We start from the raw sequence: 20,483 nt of genomic DNA, 5'->3' as shown, positions 1-20,483 counted from the left end.
GGCATGATGCCGGACTCCTCGAAGTACTACGTGGCCAACTTCCTCGGCCAGAGCGTCTCGTGCATCTCGCTGGACGGGCCGGCGTGCCACAGCGACAGCGGCACGAACGTCGGCTACAAGGCCATCAACCTGTGGGCGAACTACGACATGGTGACCGGGGCGACCACCGGGGGCTTCGGCGGCCTGCCGATCCAGATCCCGGTCAGCCCTGACGGAAACGTGGCGTTCGTGGCGAACACGCTCACGAGCAACATCGCCGTCATCGACACCAAGACCGACAAGGTCATCAAGTACCTGCCGTGCGACTCCGGTTGTCACGGCATCAACTTCGGTGCCAAGCGCGGCGGCGGCTACTACGCCTACGTGTCGAGCAAGTTCGCCAACACCCTCGCCGTGATCGACCCCGACCCCAACGGCGACGGCAACCCCGCCGACTCCACGATCGTCGGCAAGATGGTTCTCGACTCGGCGGCGGGCACCGCCGTGGACGACGTCGTGACCGGCTACAGCGGCATGGGCGGGCAGGGCGTCCTCCCCTACCCGATCGTCTACAACGGCTGGGTGCAGAACGCCACGCCGGAGATGGCGAACCAGCTCACGTGTGCCCAGCTCAACCCCATCAACCCGGGGGCCTGCGAGTAACCACGGGCCCGCACTGCGGGGGAGGGACCGTAAAGCGGACGGTCCCTCCCCCAGACCAGGGCCCCCGATCGCGCACCACCCACGCCGGTCCATTCGGCCGCCGACACGTGGGCGCGTGCATCCCACAGTAGACGAGGAAGTACACCCATGTCTGATACGACCGCGCCGGAGCCCTTCGCGGCCCTCCGGCGCGCCCTCTCCAACGCCTCGCCACCGGTACGGCGGCTGATGCTGATCGGCATGATCGCGCTCTCGATCGTGGTCTCCGGCGCGGCAGTGTTCGCGCCGAAGGCCGCGCAGGCGGCGAACCACACGATCGCGATCAAGAACTTCGCGTTCACGCCGGACGTGCTCACGCTGGCGCCCGGCGACACGGTCACGTTCGTCAACCAGGAGACGGACGGTACCGTCCACGCCATCCGCGGCGACTTCACCTCCCCGGACCTGCCGCCCGGGGCGAGCTTCATGGTCACCGTCACCACCGCCGGCACGTACAACTATTACTGCAGTTTCCACCCGTACATGACCGGCATCATCAACGCCGGAACGGCACCGCCGTCGCCGTCGCCGTCCAAGTCGCCGAGCGCGAGCCCGTCGCCGTCCGGCTCACCGAGCGCGAGCCCGTCGCCGAGTGGCAGCCCGGGCACGAGCCCGAGCCCGAGCGTCACTCCGACGACGCCGCCGCCCGGCTCCGCGCCCTGCGACAACCCGGCCCTCGGCGCCGCCCAGGGCGATGGCACCCGGCTGGCCGCCTACAACACGGTCGGCTCCGTCAAGGTGTTCAAGCTGTGCATGTCGCAGACCGACTGGGAGGTCTCACCAGGGGTGGTGAAACAGGCGTACACGTTCAACGGCATAGTGCCCGGCCCCACGATCAAGGTCAACGAGGGCGATCAGGTGCGGGTCATCGTGCAGAACGACCTGCCGGAGCACACGGCGGCGCACTGGCACGGCATGCAGCTGCCGAACGCGCAGGACGGCGTGCCGGACATCACCCAGCCGCACATCCTGCCCGGCCAGACCTACACGTACGAGTGGACCGCCAAGTCGACCGGCACGCACTGGTACCACTCGCACATGGGTGGCGGCCAGGTCGGCCGGGGCCTCTACGGCGCGCTCCTGGTGACTCCGACGCTGGGCGACATCGCCGCCGACAAGCACTACACCATCGAGATCGGCGACGGTTCCAACGGGTTCACCTTGAACGGCAAGTCGTACCCGGCGACCGCGCCGCTGACGGCGTCGGTCAACCAGAAGGTCCACGTCCGGCTGATCGGCACGGGCCCCGAGATGATCCACCCGATGCACCTGCACGGGATGCCGTTCCAGGTCGTGGCCCAAGACGGCAACAAGCTCGCCTCACCGTACACCGTGGACACGCTCAACGTCGCCGTTGGACAGACCTACGACATCGTGTTCCAGCCCAAAGAGCCCGGGAAGTGGTTGCTGCACTGCCACATCTTCTCCCACTCCGAGGGACCCAACGGCATGATCGGCCTCGTGACGGTCGTCAATGTAACGCCGTGATCGCCGGCTGAACCCGCCTTTCGAACCCGTGCCGGTCAGCCGTGAGCGCACCTGGCCGGCACGGGCTCCACATACCGATATGCGCAAGGAGTCCGTGCATGAAGCTCATCCGTGCCGTCGCCGCGATGCTCGTCGCCGGCGTCGCCGTCCTGCTCGCCCCTGCCTTACCGGCGTGGGCCCACGTCACCGTTTCCCCCTCGGTCGCCACCACCGGCGGCTACGGCACGTTCGCGTTCAAGGTGCCCAACGAGCACGCGGACGCGAAAACGACCCGCGTCGAGGTCGTCTTCCCGGAGAACGCCCAGCTCACCAGCGCCTCCCTGCGCCCCGTCCTGGGCTGGACGGCCACTGTCGCCACCCGGCAACTGCCGAACACCGCGTCCGCCGGGTCCGACGACGAGGCCGCCAACAAGGCCGTCACGGGCATCGTGTGGGAGGGCGGCGCCATCAAGCCCGGCGAGTTCCAGCTCTTCGAGGTGTCCCTCGGCCCGCTGCCCACCACGCCCGGCCAGCTCGTGTTCAAGGCGCTGCAGACCTACAGCGACGGTGAGGTCGTCCGCTGGATCGACGTCCCGGAGGCCGGCGCGCCACGGCCCGAACACCCGGCGCCGGTGATCGACGTCAAGCCGGCGGACGCGCAGGCCAACGCGCCCGCCGCGGCCCCCCTTACCCCCACCCCCACTGGCGACGGCGTCGCTCGCCTGCTCGGCTGGGCCGGCCTCGCGCTCGGCGCCCTCGCGCTGCTGACGGCGGTCGCGACCGGGCTGCGCCGGCGCACCCCGGTGCCGGCCTCCGCGCCGCTCGCGGAGGCGGACACCGCCGGGCGGCTCTCGCGATGACCCGCACCAGGACGCGCGGCGTGGGGCTCGCCGTCCTCCTCGCAGGGTTCGCCACCGTCGTGTCCCTCGTGGTGGCGAGCCCTGCCTGGGCGCACGCGGAACTGGTCGAATCCGTGCCGGGCAACGGCCAGATCTACCAGGACTCCCCTCGGACGCTGCTGCTGCAGTTCACCGACCCGGTGACCGTGCCGCCGGACGGCGTGCGGCTGTTCGGCCCGGACGGCGCTCGCATCGGCATCGGCGCACCGGTCCACCGCGTGGGCGACGACACGTCGGTGGAGGCCCCGCTGAACGGGAAACTCGCCGACGGCGTCTACACCGTCTCGTGGCGGGTGGTGTCCTCCGACAGCCACCCGGTGCAGGGCGCCTACACGTTCACCGTCGGTACGCCGGGCAGCCGGCCGGCCGACGTCACGCCCGCCGACGATCGTTCCGGCGATGCCGCGACGGCGTACGGCGCCGCCCGGTGGGCCGCGTTCGCAGGGTTCGCCGCGCTGCTCGGCACCGCGTTCTACCTGGTGTGGTGCTGGCCGGCCGGTGCGCGGCGACGGCCGGCCCGGCGGGCGTTGTGGGCCGGCTGGGGCGCCAGCCTCGCCGCCGCGATCGTCTCCGGCCTGTTGTACGGGCCGTACGTGGCCGGCGGCGATGTGGCGGGCGTCTTCGACCCACGGCTGCTGTCCACGACGTGGGACACCGACCTGGGCCGTGCCCTCGGGATTCGCGTCGCTCTGCTGCTCGCCGCGGCGCCCGCGCTCGTCTGGCTGCTGAACCGCTACCCGGACGCGCCGGACCGCCGCGCGCGATGGACGGCCGCGGCGGCGGTGCTCGCGGCCGCCGCGGCGCTCGCCACGACCTGGAGCATCGCGAACCACAGCGTGACGGGCGAGGCCGGCGGGTTCGCCGTGCCGGTCGACGTCGTGCACCTCGTGGCCGGCTCGGTCTGGCTCGGGGGTCTCGTCGCGCTCGCCATGACGCACGTGCCGACCCGCGACACCGTCACCCTGCGCGTGGCGGTGCCCCGGTTCTCGCAGACCGCGCTGGTGTGCGTGGCGCTCATGGCCGCCACCGGCCTGTTCCAGGCATGGCGGCAGGTCGGGTCGCCGCCGACGCTGTTCGCCACCGCGTACGGCCTGGTTCTGCTGGCGAAGGTCGCCCTCGTGGTCGTGCTGGTCGCGTTCGGCGCCGCCGCCCGCGGATGGGTCGCCCGCCACTACGGAGCGGGCGGCAACCGGCGCAGCGGCGGCCCTGACCCGCACCAGCTCTACGCGTTCTACCGGCGGCTGCTGGCCGAGATGACGGTGGGCGCCGTCGTGCTCGGCCTGTCCGCCGCGTTGGTCGCCATGGAGCCGGCCCGCTCGGCGTACGCCGGGCAAAGCTCGACGGCGGCGCCCGCGAGTCCGGCGGCGCCCGCGAATCGAGCGGCGCCGGTGCCGGCCTTGCCCACACCCGTGCCGTTCTCGGCCGGCTCCGGCCCCGCCGCGCGCGGTGCGGTGATGCTCGTGGTATATCCGCCCAAGGTGGGGCCGGCGCAGCTGCACCTGTCGGTGCTCGACTCGAAGGGCGCGCCGCTCAACGTGCCGGAGGTGCACGCCGCCATGACCCTCACAGACCGGGACCTCGGGCCGATCCCGGTGCAGCTCCAGGGCGCCGCCGGGCACTACATCGGCCAGCTGAACCTGCCGTTCCCGGGTCGCTGGCAGGCCGTTCTCACGATCCGCACCACGGAGACGGACCAGGCCACGGTTCGCGTCGTGGTCGACGTGAGCGCCTGAAGGGCGGATTCGGACAAGCCACGCGGCATTCATCGCCGCTCCCGTGTGCCCTTGGTTCAGCCGAGTCGCCGGCTGACCATGCCGTCGATGAAGTGCTGCCAGGTGTTGCGGTGGAAGGTGAGGAAGGCAGAATCGGGATTCTTGCTGTCGCGGACGGCGGTGCGGTCGCCGATCTCGGCGATTTCGACGCAGGCTCCATTGCCGCCGCTGTGGCTGTTCTTGTGCCAGGTGATGCTTGATGAGGTGAGGAGTGTTGACATCTCGTGATTCCTCTCAATTCATCTCCTCGGACAGCGCGGCGGCTATCAGTTTGCGGGTGGCCACCGGGCTGGAGGATATTGCTCGGAGATGTTCGAACACCTGATTGTGCCGCTCTATATCGGTTTCGCTCTCCAGGAAAAGATCATTGGTCATGCTTTCCAGGTAGATGGCGTCAGCGTTGCCTTGGTCGAACTGCATGACGATGAAGCTGTCGTGCATGCCCGGATGTGCTCCGCCCTGAAATGGCACCACCTGAGGGGAGATATTCGGGCTTTCCGTCGCGTCGAGGAGCGCCTGGAGTTGAGCGTGCATGACTTTCCGGCCGCCGACGCCACGGCGCAAGGCCCCCTCATTCATGATCGCCCAAAGGTGCGGTGGATCTGCCTTGGCGAGCAGCGCCTGACGGCGGATGCGGGCTTCGAGGCGACCTTCGATCTCCTCCCGGTCTGCCGTCGGCAGCGTGCCCTGGATCACTTTCGGGTAGTCGAGCGGGGCCGGGAATGCTCTCGGTCCTGGGTGGCGCTCGTGGCTGGGGGAGGTCATCGCTGGTCGGGGTGCCGGGGGCTTTGCTAGCTTCTAGGTGTCCCGTCTAGGTGGGGAGTGACGATCCCGGTGCAGCGGAGGGACCATCCTGCGGAGTACGAGCGGCTGTGCCGCGAGTACGGCGACCGGCTCTACGACTACTGCCGGTCGGTCCTGGACGAGGAGGAGGCGCTCGACGCGACGGCGGGAGCGCTGCACGGCGCCATCGCCCACAGCGACCGGCTGTACGACCTGGCGCGGCTGCGCGCGTGGCTGTACGCGCTGGCCCGGGCCGAGTGCCAGGCCCGCCAGGACGGCACGGGACACAGAAGGCCCTCCACCCGGCGCGGCCACGACGGCGCGGCGGAGCTCGCGCTCGAGGTGCTGGCGTGCCTGGAGCCGCGCGAGCGCGAGGTCCTGGACCTGACGCTGCGCCACGGGCTGAGGGCCGACGAGGTGGCCCGCGTGCTGGACATCCCGGTCGACACGGTGGAGTCGGCCGGCCGTGCGGGCCGCCGCGACGCCGAGCAGTGGCTGGCCGCCGTCGCCGACGCCCGGGGGGCCGAGCCGCGCTGCCCGGTGCTTCCCGGCCTGGTGAGGTCCTGGGCCGAGTCGCCGACGCGGGTGCTGCGCGCCCACATGACCCGGCACATCCACTCCTGCGACCTGTGCGGGTCGGCGCTGGTGACGACCTCGGCCGAGACGTTGCTGGCGCGCGTCCCCGTCGCCGCCGGCACCGTGTCCGATGGGCCGTTACCCGACGGCACTTCGTTCACCGCGGCCGAGAATCGCGCCGAGAGCTGGCATCCCGACGGCTTCCCGGTGCAGCCCGACGCCCTGGAGGAACGGCCCGCGCCCGAGGCGCTGCTGACCGTCGACGAGGGGTTCGCCCCGGAGCGACGCGCGGGCGTCGGGTCCGTGGCCGAGTTCTGGGAGCCCGACCCCGACGCCGACGACCCCGAGAGCCGCATCCGCTGGGGGCGCGTCTCGCTGGTGACGCTGGTGTCGGTGGCCTCGGCCGGAGTGCTCTGGTCGCTGCTGTTCTCTCCCGCGTCCACCGGCAGGCCGGTGGACGCGAAGGCGGCCGGGGGGCCGATCGTCGTCACCCCCGGCGAGTCGCTGCCGCCCCTGGTCGAGTCTCCGCCGCCCCCGCCGTCCGCCACCACCGCGCGGCCCGAGCCGAGCCCGAAGGCGAAGTCGTCCGCCGGAGCCGGCGTGAAGCCGAAGGCGTCCCCCACGGCCGGCGCGAAGGCGACGTCCTCTCCCACGGCCGGTGAACGGCCGCGAGCCCGGCGGACCGGCGCCGCCTCCCGCTCACCGCGTCCCCCGCTCCTGAGCACCCGCAGGACGGTCGACGTGGGGAACAGCGGCAAGGGCGTCGTGCCGATCACCTCCACCGGAACGATCCGCTGGAGTGCGGCCGGCTCTCCCTACGTCCTCGCGTCCCCGGCCGGCGGCACCCTCGGCGACGGCGAGGCCGGCGCCATCGGTGTCACGCTGAACGACCCGGTGCCCGCGACCGCGGCCGACTGCGACCGGCCGCTGAGCACCTACGTCACCATCACCTGGTCGGGAGCGAACGACGGCGTCCAGAGATCGGGCAGCGCCACGGTGACCATCGCCTACCGCAAGCCCTGCCCCGCCAACGGATAGCGCGCCATCAGCGCAGGGAGATCCACTCGCCGTGGTCGGCCAGGCGCAGGACGGAGGCCAGGCCCGCGTCGTCGAACGCGCGCTCGATCTCGGCGCGGCCCTCGCTGAAGTGCGCCCACCCGTCGTAGTGGGCGGGGACGACGACCGGCGCCCCGAGCACGGCGGCGGCCGCGCAGGCGCGCTCGCCGGTGAGCGTGAGCGGACGGCCGCGCTCTTTCGCCGGCACCCGCGCGGCCCCTACGAAGAGCACCGCCGCGTCCACCCGGCCCACCCGGCGTGCCATCTCGGCGACCACGCCGAGCGAGGCGTTGTCGCCGCTGACGTACACGGTGGGCAGGTCCGTACCCGACAGCAGGAAGCCGGTGACCTCGCAGTTCACGTGACCGTCCTCGTCGCGGTCGCCGTCCTCGGGGCCGTGCACGGCCGGCACCGCCTGGATCGACAGGCTTCCGCCGCCGTCCGGGCGCGAAAGGACGTGGGTGGTCCAGGGCGCGAGCCCGACGGCGGGCGGGCCGAGCCGCCGCGCGCTGACCGGCCCGGTCAGCAGCACCGGCGCGGCCAGCGCGAACGCCCGCCCTCGCTCGTCGAGGTTGTCCGGGTGCAGGTCGTGGCTGACCAGCGCGGCGCCCACTGCGCCGAGGTCGCCCTCCGAGGCGGCGGGGCCGTCCAGTTTGGTGAGGTACCCCTTCGGTCCAGGCCCGTCGAAGGTGGGGTCGGCGACCAGCCGGAGACCGCCGATGTCGATCACCGTCGTCGGCCCGCCGAGCACGGTCACCGCGCACGCCTGCCGCGCCGGCCCGATCCGGGATGTCATGGCGGCTCCTTCCCGACTGCGGACCCGCGCCGGGCCCAGGCTGCGACCTCGTGAGGCCTGCGAGACGATCTCGCGAGGTCCAGGTTACGGACCAACCGAAGCGGCCCCGCCGCCGACGTGCCCGATCGGCCCGCCGCCCACCTACACTCCGGCCGGGGGCGAGACGGCGTTCAGTTTCACGAGGGCCTGTCACCTCATCCTGTCCGGCCCGCGCTAGAGCGTGTCTCGCGTGGCCTTCGTCAGCCAGGCGCTGAGATCGCGGACGCCGGTCTCGCCTCGCCGAGTCGCGTCCAGCATCTCGATGGCGGTCGCAGGGTCGAGCTTCGGCAACTCCAGGCCGTTGACGCGGAGATAGCGCATGGCCACGATCCAGGCGAACGTGCGGTTGCGCTCGCCCAGCGCTTCGACCCGCAGGAGGCTGTGCAGCAGGGCGGCGGCTTTCGCGGTGGCCGTCGGATAGATGTCGTCGCCCACCACCGTTCCGGTGTGCCGTGCCTCCGCGGCGACCAGCGCGCCGTAGTCGAGACGTGCGGATCGCCGGGCATCTCCTCCGCCAGGATGAGCATCGCGCGGACGTCCATGCCGCTCATCGCGCCTCGAGCTCGTCGAGCCAGACGCCGTCACGGTCCAGGATCTCGGCGATGAAGGACGCGGCGGCGGCACGTTCGGAGTCGATGTCGCGGCTGATCAGCGACGTGACGTAGTCCTGCACCGTCTGCTTGCGGTCGGCTCGGCCCGCGCCCGGATCTGGTCGAGCATGCCGTCGGAGACGCGGATGTTCAACTGCTTCACCCTTTCAAGCTAGCTGCTGCTAGCACGTCTTCCCAGAGTGCTCATTGTCATCACTTCATTACGTTGTGCTGAATCAAGAGTGAGGGGTGTGGATGGCTCTGCCGGGCATCGGCGGCGGTGCCGTGGGGTGGGGGAGGCGAGAGTTTCTGAGGGGAAGCCTTACGCGGCTCTTTACGGGGGCCGGGTGGTGTTGTTGAGTCGCTTGTGTGGACCGGTCCTTGCGATCGCGGAGGCTGGTCGGTGGAGGGGCGGGCTCTTCCTCGAGGAACAGGAGTCGTATGAGCGTGCTGCGGGATGCCGTGCCGATCGCTCACCCGTTCGACCAGGATGCGGAGGGAGTCAACCGGCCTGGGCTGTACAAGAACGACATGTACCACCGGGTCCGGGAGAGCGGGACCGGTGTGGCGGAGGTCGTCCGGGCGAACGGGACGCGGGCGAAGCTGGTCACCCGGTACGACGACGTGACGACCGTGCTGCGCGACCAGGAGACCTTCTCGCGCAAGGCCGCGCTCGACGTCGACGACGTGGACCTGGAAGGCACCCTGCTCGGCCTGGACTCCGGCGAGCACGCGGCGGTCCGCGACGTCGTGAAGGACAGGTTCACCCCGCAGGCGGTGGCCGCGTTGCAGGCGGCGATCGAGGAGCGCGCGGCCGGGCGGCTGAAGGAGATGCTCGCCGCCGGTGCCCCCGCCGACCTGATCGACGCCTTCGCGCTGCCGCTGGCCCTGGACACGATCGCCGACCTGCTCGGGCTGCCGGACGGGGACCGTAGCCGGTTCCGGGAGTGGGGGGAGGCGTTCCTCGCGACGAGCGCCGCCTCCCGGGCCGATGCCGCCGCCTCCCAGCTCGCCATGGCCGGCTACCTGGCGGAGCTGCTCGAACGGCGGCGGGCAGAGCCGGGGCCTGACCTGCTGTCCCGCATCGCCGCCGCGGCAGGGGCGCTGCCGCCCGACCGGGTGATCAAGTTACCGATCGCGCTGCTGGTCGGCGGCTGGGAGACCGTCGCGGCGTCCATCGGCACGTTCGCCGAGGTGCTGCTCACCCACCCCTACGGCGGCCACGACACCGCCTACGCCTACCTGGCCACCCATCCGGGAGCCGTCCCCGGGGCGGTCGCCGAGCTGGAGCGGATGTTCTCCACCACCGCGGCCGACGAGATGCCGCGCCGGGTGGTGCGCGATGCGACCCTGCCGAGCGGGGCCCGTCTGCGCGCCGGTGAGGTGGTGATCCCCTCGCACGACGCCGCCAACTTCGACCCCCGGGTCTTCCCCGACCCGCACCGCATGGACTTCGGCCGCTCCCCGAACCGGCACCTGTCCTTCGGCTACGGCGCACACCACTGCATCGGCCGCCATCTCGGGCACGACCAGGTCATCGCCGCGATCACCCTGCTCGTTCGCGAGGTGCCCGGCCTGCGCCTTGCCGTACCGGCCGGTCAGGTCCCCCGCAGGACGGGCCACGCCATCAGCGGCCCCACCCACCTCGCGGTCGCCTGGTCCTGAGCGCCCCGGGCGTCCGCTTGCCGGCCGGACCGTGGGCGGGAGCGGCGCGCGGCACGGGTGACCTATGGGCGGTGTCCAGGTGGGCGCGGCCGGGTCGGCAGCCGCCCCGGCCGAACGGTCCAGCGTCTGCGCCGGTACGGCCCTGCTTTGCGACCACACGCAACGCGGGGGCGGTTCGTCAGAGTTTGCGGTAGGTCCGGGCGTCGTCGGCGGCTTGCAGGACGGCGGGGAGGGGGGCGCCGGTGGCGGCGAGGACGGCGGCGGCGATGGCGCCCTCGACGAACGGGACGTCGGCGACGACCACGGCGGACGGCCGTTCGAACAGGCGGGCGGTGAGCACCGAGCCGCCGAGGTCGGGGATGATCAGCACGCCGATGCCCTGGTCGACCTGTTCGATGGCGGCGGCCACCTTGTCAGGGCTGGTGCCGCAGCCGCCGTCGTCGGTGCCGCCCGCCGCGGCGATCCGCGCGTGCGGGCCGGCGAACTGCCCGGCCAGCGTGGCGGTCTCGCGCGCCAGCGCGTCGCTGTGCGAGACCAGGACGATGCCGACCTGGCTGTCGGGTTCGGGGGTGGTCATCGGCGGTCGGTTCCCTCCTCGGCCGGCCCGGGGTCGCTCACCTCAGCCGCCGGCGACCGTGCGCAGCGCGGTGAAGAGGAGGACGGTGGAGGCGGCGCCCGGGTCCTCGTGGCCGGCGCTGCGCTCGCCGAGGTAGCTGGCGCGTCCTTTGCGCGCCTGGAGCGGGATGGTCGCCCGCGCTCCGGCGCGGGCCGCGGCCAGGGCGGCGTCGAACGCGTCCTCGGGTTTCAGACCGGCCCTGGCCGCCTCGGCGAGGGCACGGGTGGCCGGAGCCAGCGCGTCGACCATGGTCTTGTCGCCCTCGGCGGCGCCGCCCAGCTCGCACACCGCCGCCAGCCCCGCCTCGAACGCCGCCGCCAGGTCGGCGAGCGTCACCATGACCATGTGATCACCGTCGCCCGGCGCGCCGCCGGGGCCGGCCTCGTCTCGGGCTCCTGCCGTGCCCGTGAAGCCTGCTGTGCCAGGGCCGGGTGCCTCGATGCCGGTTCCCGGAACGGCCCCTGAGGTGCTGTCGAGGCCGGTGCCGGCTCGGCCCGCGACCGCTTGGGCGGCGCGGGCGGTGAGGGTGGTGCCCATGTGACGGTAGGCGGTGCCGTACAACGGGCCGGAGGCGCCGCCGACCTTACGGATCAGCGTCGTGCCGGTGAGGATGAGGACCGCGCCGGGGCCGGCCGGAGACGACGCCGACAGGGCCTCGCGGACGGCGGTGAAACCGCGGTCCAGGTTGGTCCCGTGGTCGGCGTCGCCGATGGCGGCGTCCAGCGCCGTCAGGCGGTCGCGGTCGGCGGTGATGGTCCGCGCCGTCTCCTCGACCCAGGCGGTGAAGAACTGGGCGTTCATCCGAACTCCTTCGAGGGACCACCGGCATCGGCCGGTGGAGGGATCGAAGGCCCCTTCGAGGCGGCCCGGCGTGGCCGGGACGGCCGGCACGCGGGTGCCGGTTTCGGGGACCACGTGTTCGTGTATCGGCGTTGTGCGCAGTTTATTGGTGTGCCGGTGACCGGCCAGGTCCTGCGGTGGCGGGGCATGGCCTCGCGGTGCCACCCGTCAGCGGCCCCAGCGCAGCGCCGGGGTCTGGACGGGGGCGTCCCACAGCCGGGTCAGCTCGTCGTTCAGCAGGCAGACGGTCACCGAAAAGCCCTGCATGTCCAGACTCGTGACATAGTTGCCGACCAGGCTGCGCGTCGCGGTGGCCCCCTTCTCGCGCAGGTACGCGGCGACCTCGGCGAACACCACGTACAGCTCCATGAGCGGGGTGCCGCCCATGCCGTTCACCATGACCAGCACGTCGCCGGACAGGGGGAGGTCGTCGTTGACGGCGTCCATCGCGACGCGGGCGAGTTCGCGCGCGGACGCGGCGGGCACCCGCGCGCGTCCCGGCTCGCCGTGGATGCCGATGCCGACCTCCACCTCGCCGTCGCCCAGTTCGAACGTCGGCTTGCCCGCCGCCGGGACGGTGCACGACGACAGCGCGATGCCGAACGACCGGCTGCGCGCGTTGACCTGACCGGCGATCCTCGCCACCTCGCCCAGGGCCGCGCCCGTCTCGGCGAGCGCGCCGGTGATCTTCTCGACGAACAGGGTGGCCCCCGTGCCGCGGCGCCCGGCGGTGTAGAGGGAGTCCTTGACGGCGACGTCGTCGTTGACCAGGACGGTGCCGACCTCGACGCCCTCCTCGGCGCACAGCTCGGCGGCCATCTGGAAGTTCATCACGTCACCGGTGTAGTTCTTCACGATGTGCAGCACCCCGGCGCCGCCGTCCACGCGGTGCGACGCCTCGATGATCTGGTCGGGCACCGGCGAGGTGAACACCTCGCCCGGGCAGGCGGCGTCCAGCATGCCGTGGCCGACGAACCCGGCGTGCAGCGGCTCGTGGCCGGAGCCGCCGCCGGAGACCAGCCCGACCTTGCCGGGCGTCGGCAGCGACCGCCGGTACACGATCTTTTGGGCGAGGTCGATCCGGAGGTCCGGATGCGCCTCCGCCATCCCGGCGAGCGTGTCGGTGACGACGGATTCGGCGCTGTTGATGAGCTTCTTCATGGTCTGGCCCCTCGCGTCGCATCGGTGGTCCCTCGGCCAATCTCTCCCCGCACACGCGTCCTGGCAAGCGATGCGGACCGGTCCGATGGCGGCCAGGGAACGGCGCGCGGGCGGCGGGGGAGGGGTACGGTGGTCCGGCGGGTGACCGTCCGTGACAGGAGGCCGGGGAGGCCGGGCGCGGACGGGCCGAGGTCAGGAGGGGGCCGGGGCGGCGGCGAGGGCCTCGTCGAGGGTGGCGAACACCGGGATGCGGGACGCCAGGCCGGTGATCCACAGCACCCGGGCGGCGCTACGGCGCACCGCCACCACGCCGAGCCACCCGCCGGACTCCGAGCAGCGCTTCCAGCAGTTGACCAGCAGGCCGGTGGAGCGCGAGTCGAGCAGGTCGAGGTCGAGCAGGTCGACGACCAGCTCGGGCCCGCACTGGGCGAACGCCTCGTCCAGGAAGTCCTCCAGGACCTGCCGCACGGCGTAGTCGAGGGTGCCCTTGAGCGTCACGACCCCGATCGTTCCCCGGCGTTCCGCCGTGAAGTGAGCGGCGTCCGTCGAGACGTTCAGATCGGACGGGTCGGACATCAGGCACTCCCCTGGGCGATCGGCGTCACATGTGCGACGAGGATGCAGGTGTCGTCACTGGTATTGCTCGGGACCAGAGCCTCCATGACGGCCGACAGCCGGTCGGCGGGCGCCGCCCGCATCACCCCGGAGATGGTCGCCGCCAAGAGGTCCAGGCCCTCGTAGAGATCACGGCCGGGTCGCTCGATCAGGCCGTCGGTGTACATCACCACGAGATCGTCGGGCTCCAACCGGATGCTCGCGTGCGTGTAGGCCGCGTCGTCGAAGACGCCGAGGAGCACTCCGGGGTGCAGCACGCGCCGCACCGTGGTGCCGCGCACGAGGAGCATCGGCGGGTGGCCGGCATGGGTGTAGGTCAGCGTGTTGTCCAGCCGGTTGTACCGCGTCACCACGGCGGTGGCGAGCACGTCCGGGCGGACGGTGCGCAGCAGGCGGTTCAGCGCCACGAGGATGCGGTCGGGGTCGTGGTCGGCGAACGCCAGCCCGGTGATCGCGTGGCGCAGCTTGGCCATGGCCGAGGCGGCGGGCAGCCCGCTGCCCGCGACGTCGCCGACGGCCAGCAGCGCCCTGTCGTCGCTCAGCCGCATCGCCTGGTACCAGTCGCCGCCGAGCAGCGCCGTCTGGGCGGCGTCGTACCGCACGCCGACCCGGAGACCGGGCAGGTGGATCAGGCTCTCCTGCACCGGCATGATGATGTGCTGCAGTTCGGCGGTGAGCCGCAGCTCCTCCTCCAGCCGCCGCCGGGTCAGGGCGAGCTGGTCGTTGGCGTGCCGCCAGGCGGTGATGTCCTGGGCCACGCCATGGATCTCGACGGCCTGGCCCGAGGCGTCGCGGTCGGCCTGGAGGACGACGCGCAGGTGGCGCAGCACGTCCCCGACGTACACCCGGATCTCGAACTCGTGGGCGCCCTCGGTGTTGGTGACCGTGGCCAGCGCGTGGTGCAGGATCGGCTGGTCCTCGACGTGGGTGATCGCCAGATAGTCCTCAAGATCGAGCGGCCCGAGCGCGGGGGCGCGGCCGTGCAGGTCGTACATGTGGCCGGACCACTCGGCATCGCCGGTGACCAGGTTCCAGTACCCCCACCCGAGGTCGCCGAGGCGCTCGGTGTACGACAGGCGGGTGAGCAGCCGCTCCTCGTCGTCCTCGCGCGCCCACGCCGCCAGCAGCCCGCCGGCCACGCGCGTCGCCGTGACCGTGTAGACCGAGCGGTGCGGCACGCCCTCCCTGGTCTCCAGGTGGACGTACCCGGAGATCTCCTCGGGGTCCCCGGTCTCCATCGCGCGCAGGTAGCCCTCCCAGAGGGCGGTGCCGGCCACGGTCGGGTAGGCGGGCAGGACGCGCAGGCCCACGAGCTCCTTGCCGGTGCGCCCGTGGACGTCCTTGGCGAGCGGCGAGGCCGCGCGCACCTCGAAGTCGGCGATCATCCCGTCCTGGCCGCGGATCGGCGTGTACCAGGCGGCCTGCGCGGGGATGGCGTCGAGCACGGCCTGGATCAGCGGAGCCGGGCCGGTCACCGGCGCGACGGCCCGGCCGTCTGCCGATGGTGGCGCCACGGGGGCGGGCCGCAGGCCGCGCTCACCACCGTCCATCGCCATAGCCACCTTCCCAAGGCACGCCTCGTCCGAACACCGGTCCATCGCCCCGGCGTGCGGCTCCTGGTCGGAGAACGATCCGCAAAGTGACCTTACCAATCACTCGGCTCGCTCTTCGGAGGGCCGCCGGACGGGGCGCCCGCTCGCGCTTTCCCGGTACGGAACGGTGGTTCCGCCGGGGCCAGGCTCGGGCCGGACGACGTTCACAGGGGAACGGTCGCGGCCGCTACACGGGGGACAAGGTGGCGCGCCAGGACACGAGAGTGCGGAGAAAGCCTACCGGACGTGCTCGTCGGCACGGACGCGCACTCCGCCGGCCGCGGTGGCGTCCGGCGGAGCGGGCGGTGGAGCGGCGCAGGCGCTCCCGATGTGTGTGGGCGATTCTAGCTGACAGCGCGTGATTGACAGGCCTTACGCCGTGGAGTCCAGGCGTCCGGTGCGCGTGTCGTGTCTCGGTGAAGGGGCCGCCAGGCATGTCGTCGCGGCTCAGCCGTCGTCTTCGCCAGGGTGGTGAACACCGGTCGAGCGCATGTGACCCGGTGGTCACGGCCCGGGCGGGAGGCTCACCAGGGGAGCGGGCCGTCGCCGCCGAAGCAGCCGCCCGTCGGGCCGTCACCGCGCAACGTGGCCAGCCGTACCGCGATCGCCGCACCGTCGGCGGCGCTGCGCGGCAGCCCGGCCACCGCCGGGGAGAACCCGGTCGCGCACGGCCCGGGGTCGGCGGCGTTGACCAGGACGCCGTGCGGGCGCAGCGCGTTGGCGTACTGCACGGTCAGCGCGTTGACCGCCGTCTTGGACGGCGGGTATCCCACCGACGGCGGCCTGCGGGCGAACGGGCCCGACGCGTCGCTCATCAGCGCCAGTGAGCCGAGCCCGCTGGTGAGGTTCACCACCCGCCCCGCCGGTGAGCGGACCAGCAGCGGGATCATCGCCGTGGTCACGGCGATCACGCCGAAGACGTTGGTCTCGAACACCTGCCGGACGGCGTCCAGGTCGGCCTCGCACGGATCCTGGCCGGCCACCTCGCCGAGGATGCCGGCGTTGTTCACCAGGATGTCCAGCACGCCGAAGTGCTCCTCGACGTACCGGGCGGCGGCCTTGACCGACGCCGCGTCGGTGACGTCCAGCCGCACCGCGCGCACGTCCGCGCCGGTCGCGGCGCGCAGCTCCGCCGCGGCCTCCTCGCCCCGGCGAAGGTCGCGGGCGCCGGCCAGCACCGTCACGCCCATCGCGGCGAGCTGGGCGGCGATCTCCCGGCCGATGCCCTGGTTGGCCCCGGTCACCAGCGCGACCTGCGCCCGCGTGCCGGCCGCCGTCTCCTGCCCGTCGCCCTGCGCCCGCGTCTCAGTCATCGCCGTCCGCCCGCCGGCCCGCGCGGCGCTCGGCACGCAGCACCTCCACGACCGCGCCGATGTCCGCCCCCTCGCCGCACAACTCGGCCGCGCGTTCGTAGCGCTGCCCGACCAGGCGGGCGATCGGCAGCGCGAGCCCGCCGGCCTCGGCCGCGGCCACCACGTGCCGCACGTCCTTGGCGCCGAGCCGGGTGGAGAACCAGCCCTGATGCTCGCCGCCGATGATGTCGTCGATCCGGTTGCGGACGGCGATCGGGACGGTCGGCCACTGGTCCAGCACCTCGCGCAGCAGCTTGGTGTCCAGCTCCGCCGCCTCGGCCGTGGCCACCACCTCGGCGATCAGGGCGATCCCGGCCATCAGCAGATAGTTGTTGAGCAGTTTGAAGGTCGTCGCCCTGCCCGGGTCCTCGCCGCAGTACCAGTGCGCCTCGAACAGCCGGCACCACAGCGGCTCCAGCCGGTCCACCAGCCGCCGCTCGCCACCCAGCAGCCCCGACGCCCGGCCTGCGGCCACCGTGACCGGCGCGGCGATGATCGGCGCGGCCACGAACCGGTGCCCGGGCGCGAGCTCCGCCAGCCGGCGGGAGGTGCCGGGGGCGACGGTGCTCATGTCCACCACGACCGGGCCGTCCGCTCCGGCGGTGTCCGGGCCCGATCCGTTGGCCCCGGACCGCTTCGCGCCGGAGGCCGCCTCCGCCAGCCGTCCCATCACGGCCAGCGCCGCCTCGTCGTCGGCGAGCGACATGATGACGGCCTCGCAGCCGCGTGCGGCCTCGTCCGGGGACCGCTCCTCCACCGCGCCCGCCGCGACGGCCTCCCCGGCCCGGCCCGGCGTGCGGTTCCAGACCCTGACCTGCTGCCCCTGGGCGGCGAGCCGGCAGGCCAGGGCGCGCCCCATGTTCCCCATTCCGAGTACCGCGATCTGCATATGTCATCCCCCCTGCGGTCATTGTCGCCGCCCCGGCCCTTCCGGCCGCGGTGACGCGCGGGAAGAAAGCCGGAGATTCAGGTTTGCCGCCGTATTGGCACACCCGGTCCGCGGATATGGTGAAGCGTCGCCAACAGCGGCTTTGAACAGGGCAAACACCGGAAACATAGCGAATTTCGCAATGATTATCCCTGGCGATGGGACACCCGCACCCATTTCCAGGAGGGGACGCGGGCACCGTATATCTTTTCCTCAGGAGCGTACGAACGGAGGCACGAATGAGAATCCGTGGACGCAGCAGTACGACGAGCGGCCTGGTGCTCGTCGCGGGGGTCGGCGCGGCGCTTTTCTGCGCCGTGCCACCGGCGGTCGCCGTCACACCCGACGCGCCGCCCGACGGGGACCTCGCCGCGCTCGGCGACATCTGGCGGCGCCAGGCGGCGGCCTGGTCCAAGGGGGACGCCGCCGCCTACGCGGCGATCTACAGCCCGGACGCCGACCTGGTGAACATCAGAGGCGAGCACCTGCACGGCCGCGGGGCCATCGCGTCCCGCATCCAGCACTACTTCGCCAACGACCTGAAGCAGACGCGGATCCTCCGGCTGGACGAGAAGATCCGCCTGGTGTCGCCGGCCATGGCGATCATCGTCAGGAAGGACTGCGTCCTGTACGGCGCCGAGCCGGCCTGCCGTCCGGCCAACCTGTCGGTGAACAGCAGCGTCATGGTCAAGCGCTACGGGCAGTGGCAGATCGAGTCGTTCCACAACACCCTGGTCGAGCAGGGTGAGGAACGCCGGCGTCCGTTCCGGCTCGTCACCGCGGCCTCACCCGCCGCCGCGGACGTGGCGGCGGCGCCTGCCGCGCTCCCGGCCACCCCGCCGGGCGGCGCGCCGCCCGCCGTCCAGGCTCCGCCCCCGGGCACCGACGAGGCGGACAACTCCGCCGCGCGGGAGGCACTGCGCAAGCTGTGGCTGCGGCAGGCCGAGACGTGGGCGAAGGGCGACGCCAAGGCGTACGCCGCGACCTACACGCCCGACGCCGACTTCGTCAACGTCACCGGCGAGCACATGCGCACCCGCGACGTGATCGCCCAGCGGTTCCAGAGCTTCATGGGCAACCAGTTGAAGAACAGCCGCATCATCACGCTGGAGGAGAAGGTCGACCTGGTCGCGCCGACGGTGGCCGTGATCGTCCGCAAGGGCTGCGTCATGTTCGGCGCCGAGACCGCCTGCCGTCCCAACACCTTCTCCTACAACACCAGCATCGTCCTCAGGCAGCGGGACGGGCAGTGGCTGGTGCGGTCCTTCCACAACACCCTGATCCCGCAACGCGACCCGGCTCCCCGCCCCGGCCGCCGGGGCGCCACCCCCGGCGCCACCCAGAGCACGACCCCGAGCTGACCCGCCACCCACCGGCCCCGCCCGCACAAGACGCGGCGCGGGGCCGCCGGGGTGCTTCGGGCGGGTGTCAGCCCATGTGGGGGTAGCGGTGGTCGGTGGGCGGGACGAAGGTCTCCTTGATCGCCCGGGCGCTGACCCAGCGGACCAGGTTGAAGATCGAGCCCGCCTTGTCGTCGGTGCCCGAGGCGCGGGCGCCGCCGAAGGGCTGCTGGCCGACGACCGCCCCGGTGGGCTTGTCGTTGATGTAGAAGTTGCCCGCGGCGAAGCGCAGCCGCTCGGTCGCCGCGGCGACGGCGTACCGGTCCTGGGCGATGATCGAGCCGGTCAGCGCGTACGGCGACACGCTCTCCATCTGGTCCAGGACGGCGTCGTACCGCGAGTCGTCGTACACGTGCACCGCGAGGATCGGCCCGAAGTACTCCTTGACGAAGATCTCGTCCGTCGGGTCCTCACCGACCAGCACGGTCGGCCGGACGAAGTACCCGGCGGAGTCGTCGTAGGAGCCGGTGAGCACCTCGATGCCACCGGTCGCCCGTGCCCGGTCGATGGCGGCCTTGTGCTTGGCGAAGGCGCGCCCGTCGATCACGGCGCCCATGAACGCCGACAGGTCGGTGGCCACGTCGCCCACGGTCAGCGACTCGGCGGTCGCCACGAAGTCGTCCCGGATCACCGACCAGACCGACCGCGGGATGTACGCGCGGGACGCCGCCGAGCACTTCTGCCCCTGGTACTCGAACGCGCCGCGGATCAGCGCGGTGGTCAGCGCGGCCGGGTCGGCGGAGGGGTGGGCCAGCACGAAGTCCTTGCCGCCGGTCTCGCCGACCAGCCGGGGATAGCCGCGGTAGCCGGTGATGTTGGCGCCGACCGTGGACCACAGGTGCTGGAAGGTCGCGGTGGAGCCGGTGAAGTGGATGCCGGCCAGGTGCGGGTCGGTCAGCGCGACCTCCGAGACGGCGGCGCCGTTCCCGGTGACCATGTTGATGACGCCCGGCGGCAGCCCGGCCTCCTCCAGCAGCCGCATGGTGAAGTGCGCGGCGAACTGCTGCGTGGGCGACGGCTTCCACACCACGACGTTGCCCATCAGGGCGGCCGAGGCCGGCAGGTTCCCGGCGATGGCCGTGAAGTTGAACGGAGTGATCGCCAGCACGAACCCTTCCAGCGGGCGGTACTCCATGCGGTTCCACACGCCCGGCGAGGAGATCGGCTGCTCCTGCAGCAACTGCCGGGCGAAGGACACGTTGAACCGCAGGAAGTCGATCAGCTCGCAGGCGGCGTCGATCTCGGCCTGCTGCACCGACTTGGACTGGCCGAGGATCGTGGCGGCGTTCAGCGTGGCGCGCCACGGCCCGGCCAGCAGGTCGGCGGCCTTGAGGAAGATCGCGGCCCGCTCCTCGAACGGCAGCGCCCGCCAGGCCGGCGCCGCGGCCAGCGCCGTGTCGATGGCGGCGCGCACGTCGGCGGCCGAGGCGTCGGCGGTGCGGCCGAGCACGTGGGCGTGGTTGTGCGGCTGGACGACGTCGATCGGGGCGCCCGCGGCCATGCGGCGCTCACCGCCGATCGTCATCGTCAGATCGAGCGCGCTGCCGGACAGTTCCTTCAGCCGGCCCTCCAGGACGGAGCGCTCGGCGCTGCCGGGTGCGTAGCCGTGCACCGGCTCGTTGGCCGGGACGGGGACGTTGCTGACGGCATCCATG

20 protein-coding genes are annotated in these 20,483 nt (G+C 72.3%); 7 read left to right on the top strand and 13 right to left on the bottom strand.

Going from position 1 to position 20,483, the window contains the following annotated elements; all coding sequences use genetic code 11:
* The 4 genes from IEY93_RS38380 to IEY93_RS20940 form a co-directional block, all read left to right on the top strand.
* A partial coding sequence (locus tag IEY93_RS38380) for a YncE family protein (RefSeq protein WP_373291497.1) occupies nt 1-642 on the top strand: 642 nt, incomplete at its 5' end.
* 147 nt (nt 643-789) lie between these two features.
* Nucleotides 790-2,169, top strand: a complete 1,380-nt coding sequence (locus IEY93_RS20950; RefSeq protein ID WP_189164798.1) for a multicopper oxidase domain-containing protein — start codon at nt 790-792, stop codon at nt 2,167-2,169.
* A gap of 98 nt (nt 2,170-2,267) precedes the next feature.
* A complete protein-coding gene (locus IEY93_RS20945) occupies nt 2,268-3,008 on the top strand; it encodes a YcnI family copper-binding membrane protein (protein WP_189164797.1) in 741 nt (246 codons plus the stop codon).
* Nucleotides 3,005-4,780, top strand: coding sequence for a copper resistance CopC/CopD family protein (locus IEY93_RS20940; protein ID WP_189164796.1), 1,776 nt, complete (start codon nt 3,005-3,007; stop codon nt 4,778-4,780). Before IEY93_RS20945 ends, IEY93_RS20940 begins: the two co-directional genes overlap by 4 nt.
* A gap of 56 nt (nt 4,781-4,836) precedes the next feature.
* Here IEY93_RS20940 and IEY93_RS20935 read toward each other — a convergent pair whose 3' ends face one another.
* Together IEY93_RS20935 and IEY93_RS20930 are read right to left on the bottom strand one after the other, a co-directional pair.
* A complete protein-coding gene (locus IEY93_RS20935) occupies nt 4,837-5,040 on the bottom strand; it encodes a DUF397 domain-containing protein (protein WP_189164795.1) in 204 nt (67 codons plus the stop codon).
* A 13-nt stretch (nt 5,041-5,053) separates the two neighbouring features.
* Nucleotides 5,054-5,515, bottom strand: coding sequence for a DUF5753 domain-containing protein (locus tag IEY93_RS20930; protein WP_189164794.1), 462 nt, complete (start codon nt 5,513-5,515; stop codon nt 5,054-5,056).
* 126 nt (nt 5,516-5,641) lie between these two features.
* Here IEY93_RS20930 and IEY93_RS20925 point away from each other — a divergent pair, with 126 nt between their 5' ends.
* On the top strand, nt 5,642-7,216 hold the full coding sequence (locus IEY93_RS20925; protein WP_189164793.1) for a sigma-70 family RNA polymerase sigma factor: 1,575 nt from the start codon (nt 5,642-5,644) through the stop codon (nt 7,214-7,216).
* Nucleotides 7,217-7,223: 7 nt separating this feature from the next.
* Here the strand turns inward: IEY93_RS20925 and IEY93_RS20920 are convergent, their stop codons facing one another.
* The 3 genes from IEY93_RS20920 to IEY93_RS39385 all read right to left on the bottom strand — a co-directional run bounded on the left by IEY93_RS20920 (nt 7,224) and on the right by IEY93_RS39385 (nt 8,742).
* On the bottom strand, nt 7,224-8,030 hold the full coding sequence (locus IEY93_RS20920; RefSeq protein WP_189164792.1) for an MBL fold metallo-hydrolase: 807 nt from the start codon (nt 8,028-8,030) through the stop codon (nt 7,224-7,226).
* Nucleotides 8,031-8,243: 213 nt separating this feature from the next.
* Nucleotides 8,244-8,504 (bottom strand): hypothetical protein, encoded by a 261-nt coding sequence (locus tag IEY93_RS20915; protein ID WP_189164791.1) that lies wholly within the window; start codon nt 8,502-8,504, stop codon nt 8,244-8,246.
* A gap of 112 nt (nt 8,505-8,616) precedes the next feature.
* Entirely contained in the window at nt 8,617-8,742 is a 126-nt protein-coding gene (locus IEY93_RS39385; RefSeq protein ID WP_268241571.1) for a hypothetical protein, read from the bottom strand.
* Between the two features lie 358 nt (nt 8,743-9,100).
* Between IEY93_RS39385 and IEY93_RS20910 the strand changes: the two genes are divergently transcribed.
* On the top strand, nt 9,101-10,324 hold the full coding sequence (locus IEY93_RS20910; protein ID WP_189164790.1) for a cytochrome P450: 1,224 nt from the start codon (nt 9,101-9,103) through the stop codon (nt 10,322-10,324).
* A gap of 178 nt (nt 10,325-10,502) precedes the next feature.
* On the opposite strand, the gene IEY93_RS20905 is transcribed toward IEY93_RS20910, so the two are convergent.
* The 7 genes from IEY93_RS20905 to IEY93_RS20875 all read right to left on the bottom strand — a co-directional run bounded on the left by IEY93_RS20905 (nt 10,503) and on the right by IEY93_RS20875 (nt 17,389).
* Nucleotides 10,503-10,901 carry a PTS-dependent dihydroxyacetone kinase phosphotransferase subunit DhaM gene (locus tag IEY93_RS20905; protein ID WP_189164789.1) on the bottom strand — a complete coding sequence of 133 codons (399 nt, stop codon included), beginning with the start codon at nt 10,899-10,901 and terminating at the stop codon, nt 10,503-10,505.
* 42 nt (nt 10,902-10,943) lie between these two features.
* Nucleotides 10,944-11,741 (bottom strand): DAK2 domain-containing protein, encoded by a 798-nt coding sequence (locus tag IEY93_RS39570; RefSeq protein ID WP_189164788.1) that lies wholly within the window; start codon nt 11,739-11,741, stop codon nt 10,944-10,946.
* Nucleotides 11,742-11,948: 207 nt separating this feature from the next.
* Complete coding sequence (gene dhaK / locus IEY93_RS20895; protein WP_189164787.1) at nt 11,949-12,941, bottom strand: dihydroxyacetone kinase subunit DhaK; 993 nt, start codon at nt 12,939-12,941, stop codon at nt 11,949-11,951.
* A 192-nt stretch (nt 12,942-13,133) separates the two neighbouring features.
* Nucleotides 13,134-13,517, bottom strand: a complete 384-nt coding sequence (locus IEY93_RS20890) for an anti-sigma factor antagonist (RefSeq protein ID WP_189164786.1) — start codon at nt 13,515-13,517, stop codon at nt 13,134-13,136.
* Nucleotides 13,517-15,106 carry a PP2C family protein-serine/threonine phosphatase gene (locus IEY93_RS20885; protein ID WP_189164785.1) on the bottom strand — a complete coding sequence of 530 codons (1,590 nt, stop codon included), beginning with the start codon at nt 15,104-15,106 and terminating at the stop codon, nt 13,517-13,519. Before IEY93_RS20885 ends, IEY93_RS20890 begins: the two co-directional genes overlap by 1 nt.
* Before the next feature lie 566 nt (nt 15,107-15,672).
* On the bottom strand, nt 15,673-16,461 hold the full coding sequence (locus IEY93_RS20880) for an SDR family NAD(P)-dependent oxidoreductase (protein ID WP_189164784.1): 789 nt from the start codon (nt 16,459-16,461) through the stop codon (nt 15,673-15,675).
* Nucleotides 16,454-17,389: an NAD(P)-dependent oxidoreductase gene (locus IEY93_RS20875; RefSeq protein ID WP_189164783.1), complete on the bottom strand. Its 936-nt coding sequence runs from the start codon at nt 17,387-17,389 to the stop codon at nt 16,454-16,456. The genes IEY93_RS20880 and IEY93_RS20875 overlap by 8 nt, the downstream gene beginning before the upstream one ends.
* A 278-nt stretch (nt 17,390-17,667) precedes the next feature.
* Between IEY93_RS20875 and IEY93_RS20870 the strand changes: the two genes are divergently transcribed.
* Nucleotides 17,668-18,789, top strand: a complete 1,122-nt coding sequence (locus tag IEY93_RS20870; protein ID WP_189164782.1) for an SgcJ/EcaC family oxidoreductase — start codon at nt 17,668-17,670, stop codon at nt 18,787-18,789.
* 67 nt (nt 18,790-18,856) lie between these two features.
* Here IEY93_RS20870 and pruA read toward each other — a convergent pair whose 3' ends face one another.
* Entirely contained in the window at nt 18,857-20,482 is a 1,626-nt protein-coding gene (gene pruA, locus IEY93_RS20865; RefSeq protein ID WP_189164781.1) for an L-glutamate gamma-semialdehyde dehydrogenase, read from the bottom strand.
* Between the last annotated feature and the right edge of the window lies 1 nt (nt 20,483).

The organism is Sphaerisporangium melleum (assembly GCF_014646695.1).
Lineage (GTDB): Bacteria > Actinomycetota > Actinomycetes > Streptosporangiales > Streptosporangiaceae > Sphaerisporangium > Sphaerisporangium melleum.
This window is presented reverse-complemented; position numbering and strand designations above follow the sequence as displayed.

Excerpts from the sequence above, each read along its gene's own strand:
- IEY93_RS20880 (WP_189164784.1), bottom strand. The coding sequence starts at position 16,461 with ATGACTGAGACGCGGGCGCAGGGCGACGGGCAGGAGACGGCGGCCGGC.
- pruA (WP_189164781.1), bottom strand. The coding sequence starts at position 20,482 with ATGGATGCCGTCAGCAACGTCCCCGTCCCGGCCAACGAGCCGGTGCAC.
- IEY93_RS20945 (WP_189164797.1), top strand. The coding sequence starts at position 2,268 with ATGAAGCTCATCCGTGCCGTCGCCGCGATGCTCGTCGCCGGCGTCGCC.
- IEY93_RS20910 (WP_189164790.1), top strand. The coding sequence starts at position 9,101 with ATGAGCGTGCTGCGGGATGCCGTGCCGATCGCTCACCCGTTCGACCAG.
- IEY93_RS20905 (WP_189164789.1), bottom strand. The coding sequence starts at position 10,901 with ATGACCACCCCCGAACCCGACAGCCAGGTCGGCATCGTCCTGGTCTCG.
- IEY93_RS20935 (WP_189164795.1), bottom strand. The coding sequence starts at position 5,040 with ATGTCAACACTCCTCACCTCATCAAGCATCACCTGGCACAAGAACAGC.
- IEY93_RS20940 (WP_189164796.1), top strand. The coding sequence starts at position 3,005 with ATGACCCGCACCAGGACGCGCGGCGTGGGGCTCGCCGTCCTCCTCGCA.
- IEY93_RS20870 (WP_189164782.1), top strand. The coding sequence starts at position 17,668 with ATGAGAATCCGTGGACGCAGCAGTACGACGAGCGGCCTGGTGCTCGTC.
- IEY93_RS20885 (WP_189164785.1), bottom strand. The coding sequence starts at position 15,106 with ATGGACGGTGGTGAGCGCGGCCTGCGGCCCGCCCCCGTGGCGCCACCA.
- IEY93_RS20890 (WP_189164786.1), bottom strand. The coding sequence starts at position 13,517 with ATGTCCGACCCGTCCGATCTGAACGTCTCGACGGACGCCGCTCACTTC.
- IEY93_RS20920 (WP_189164792.1), bottom strand. The coding sequence starts at position 8,030 with ATGACATCCCGGATCGGGCCGGCGCGGCAGGCGTGCGCGGTGACCGTG.
- dhaK (WP_189164787.1), bottom strand. The coding sequence starts at position 12,941 with ATGAAGAAGCTCATCAACAGCGCCGAATCCGTCGTCACCGACACGCTC.
- IEY93_RS20875 (WP_189164783.1), bottom strand. The coding sequence starts at position 17,389 with ATGCAGATCGCGGTACTCGGAATGGGGAACATGGGGCGCGCCCTGGCC.
- IEY93_RS39570 (WP_189164788.1), bottom strand. The coding sequence starts at position 11,741 with ATGAACGCCCAGTTCTTCACCGCCTGGGTCGAGGAGACGGCGCGGACC.
- IEY93_RS20950 (WP_189164798.1), top strand. The coding sequence starts at position 790 with ATGTCTGATACGACCGCGCCGGAGCCCTTCGCGGCCCTCCGGCGCGCC.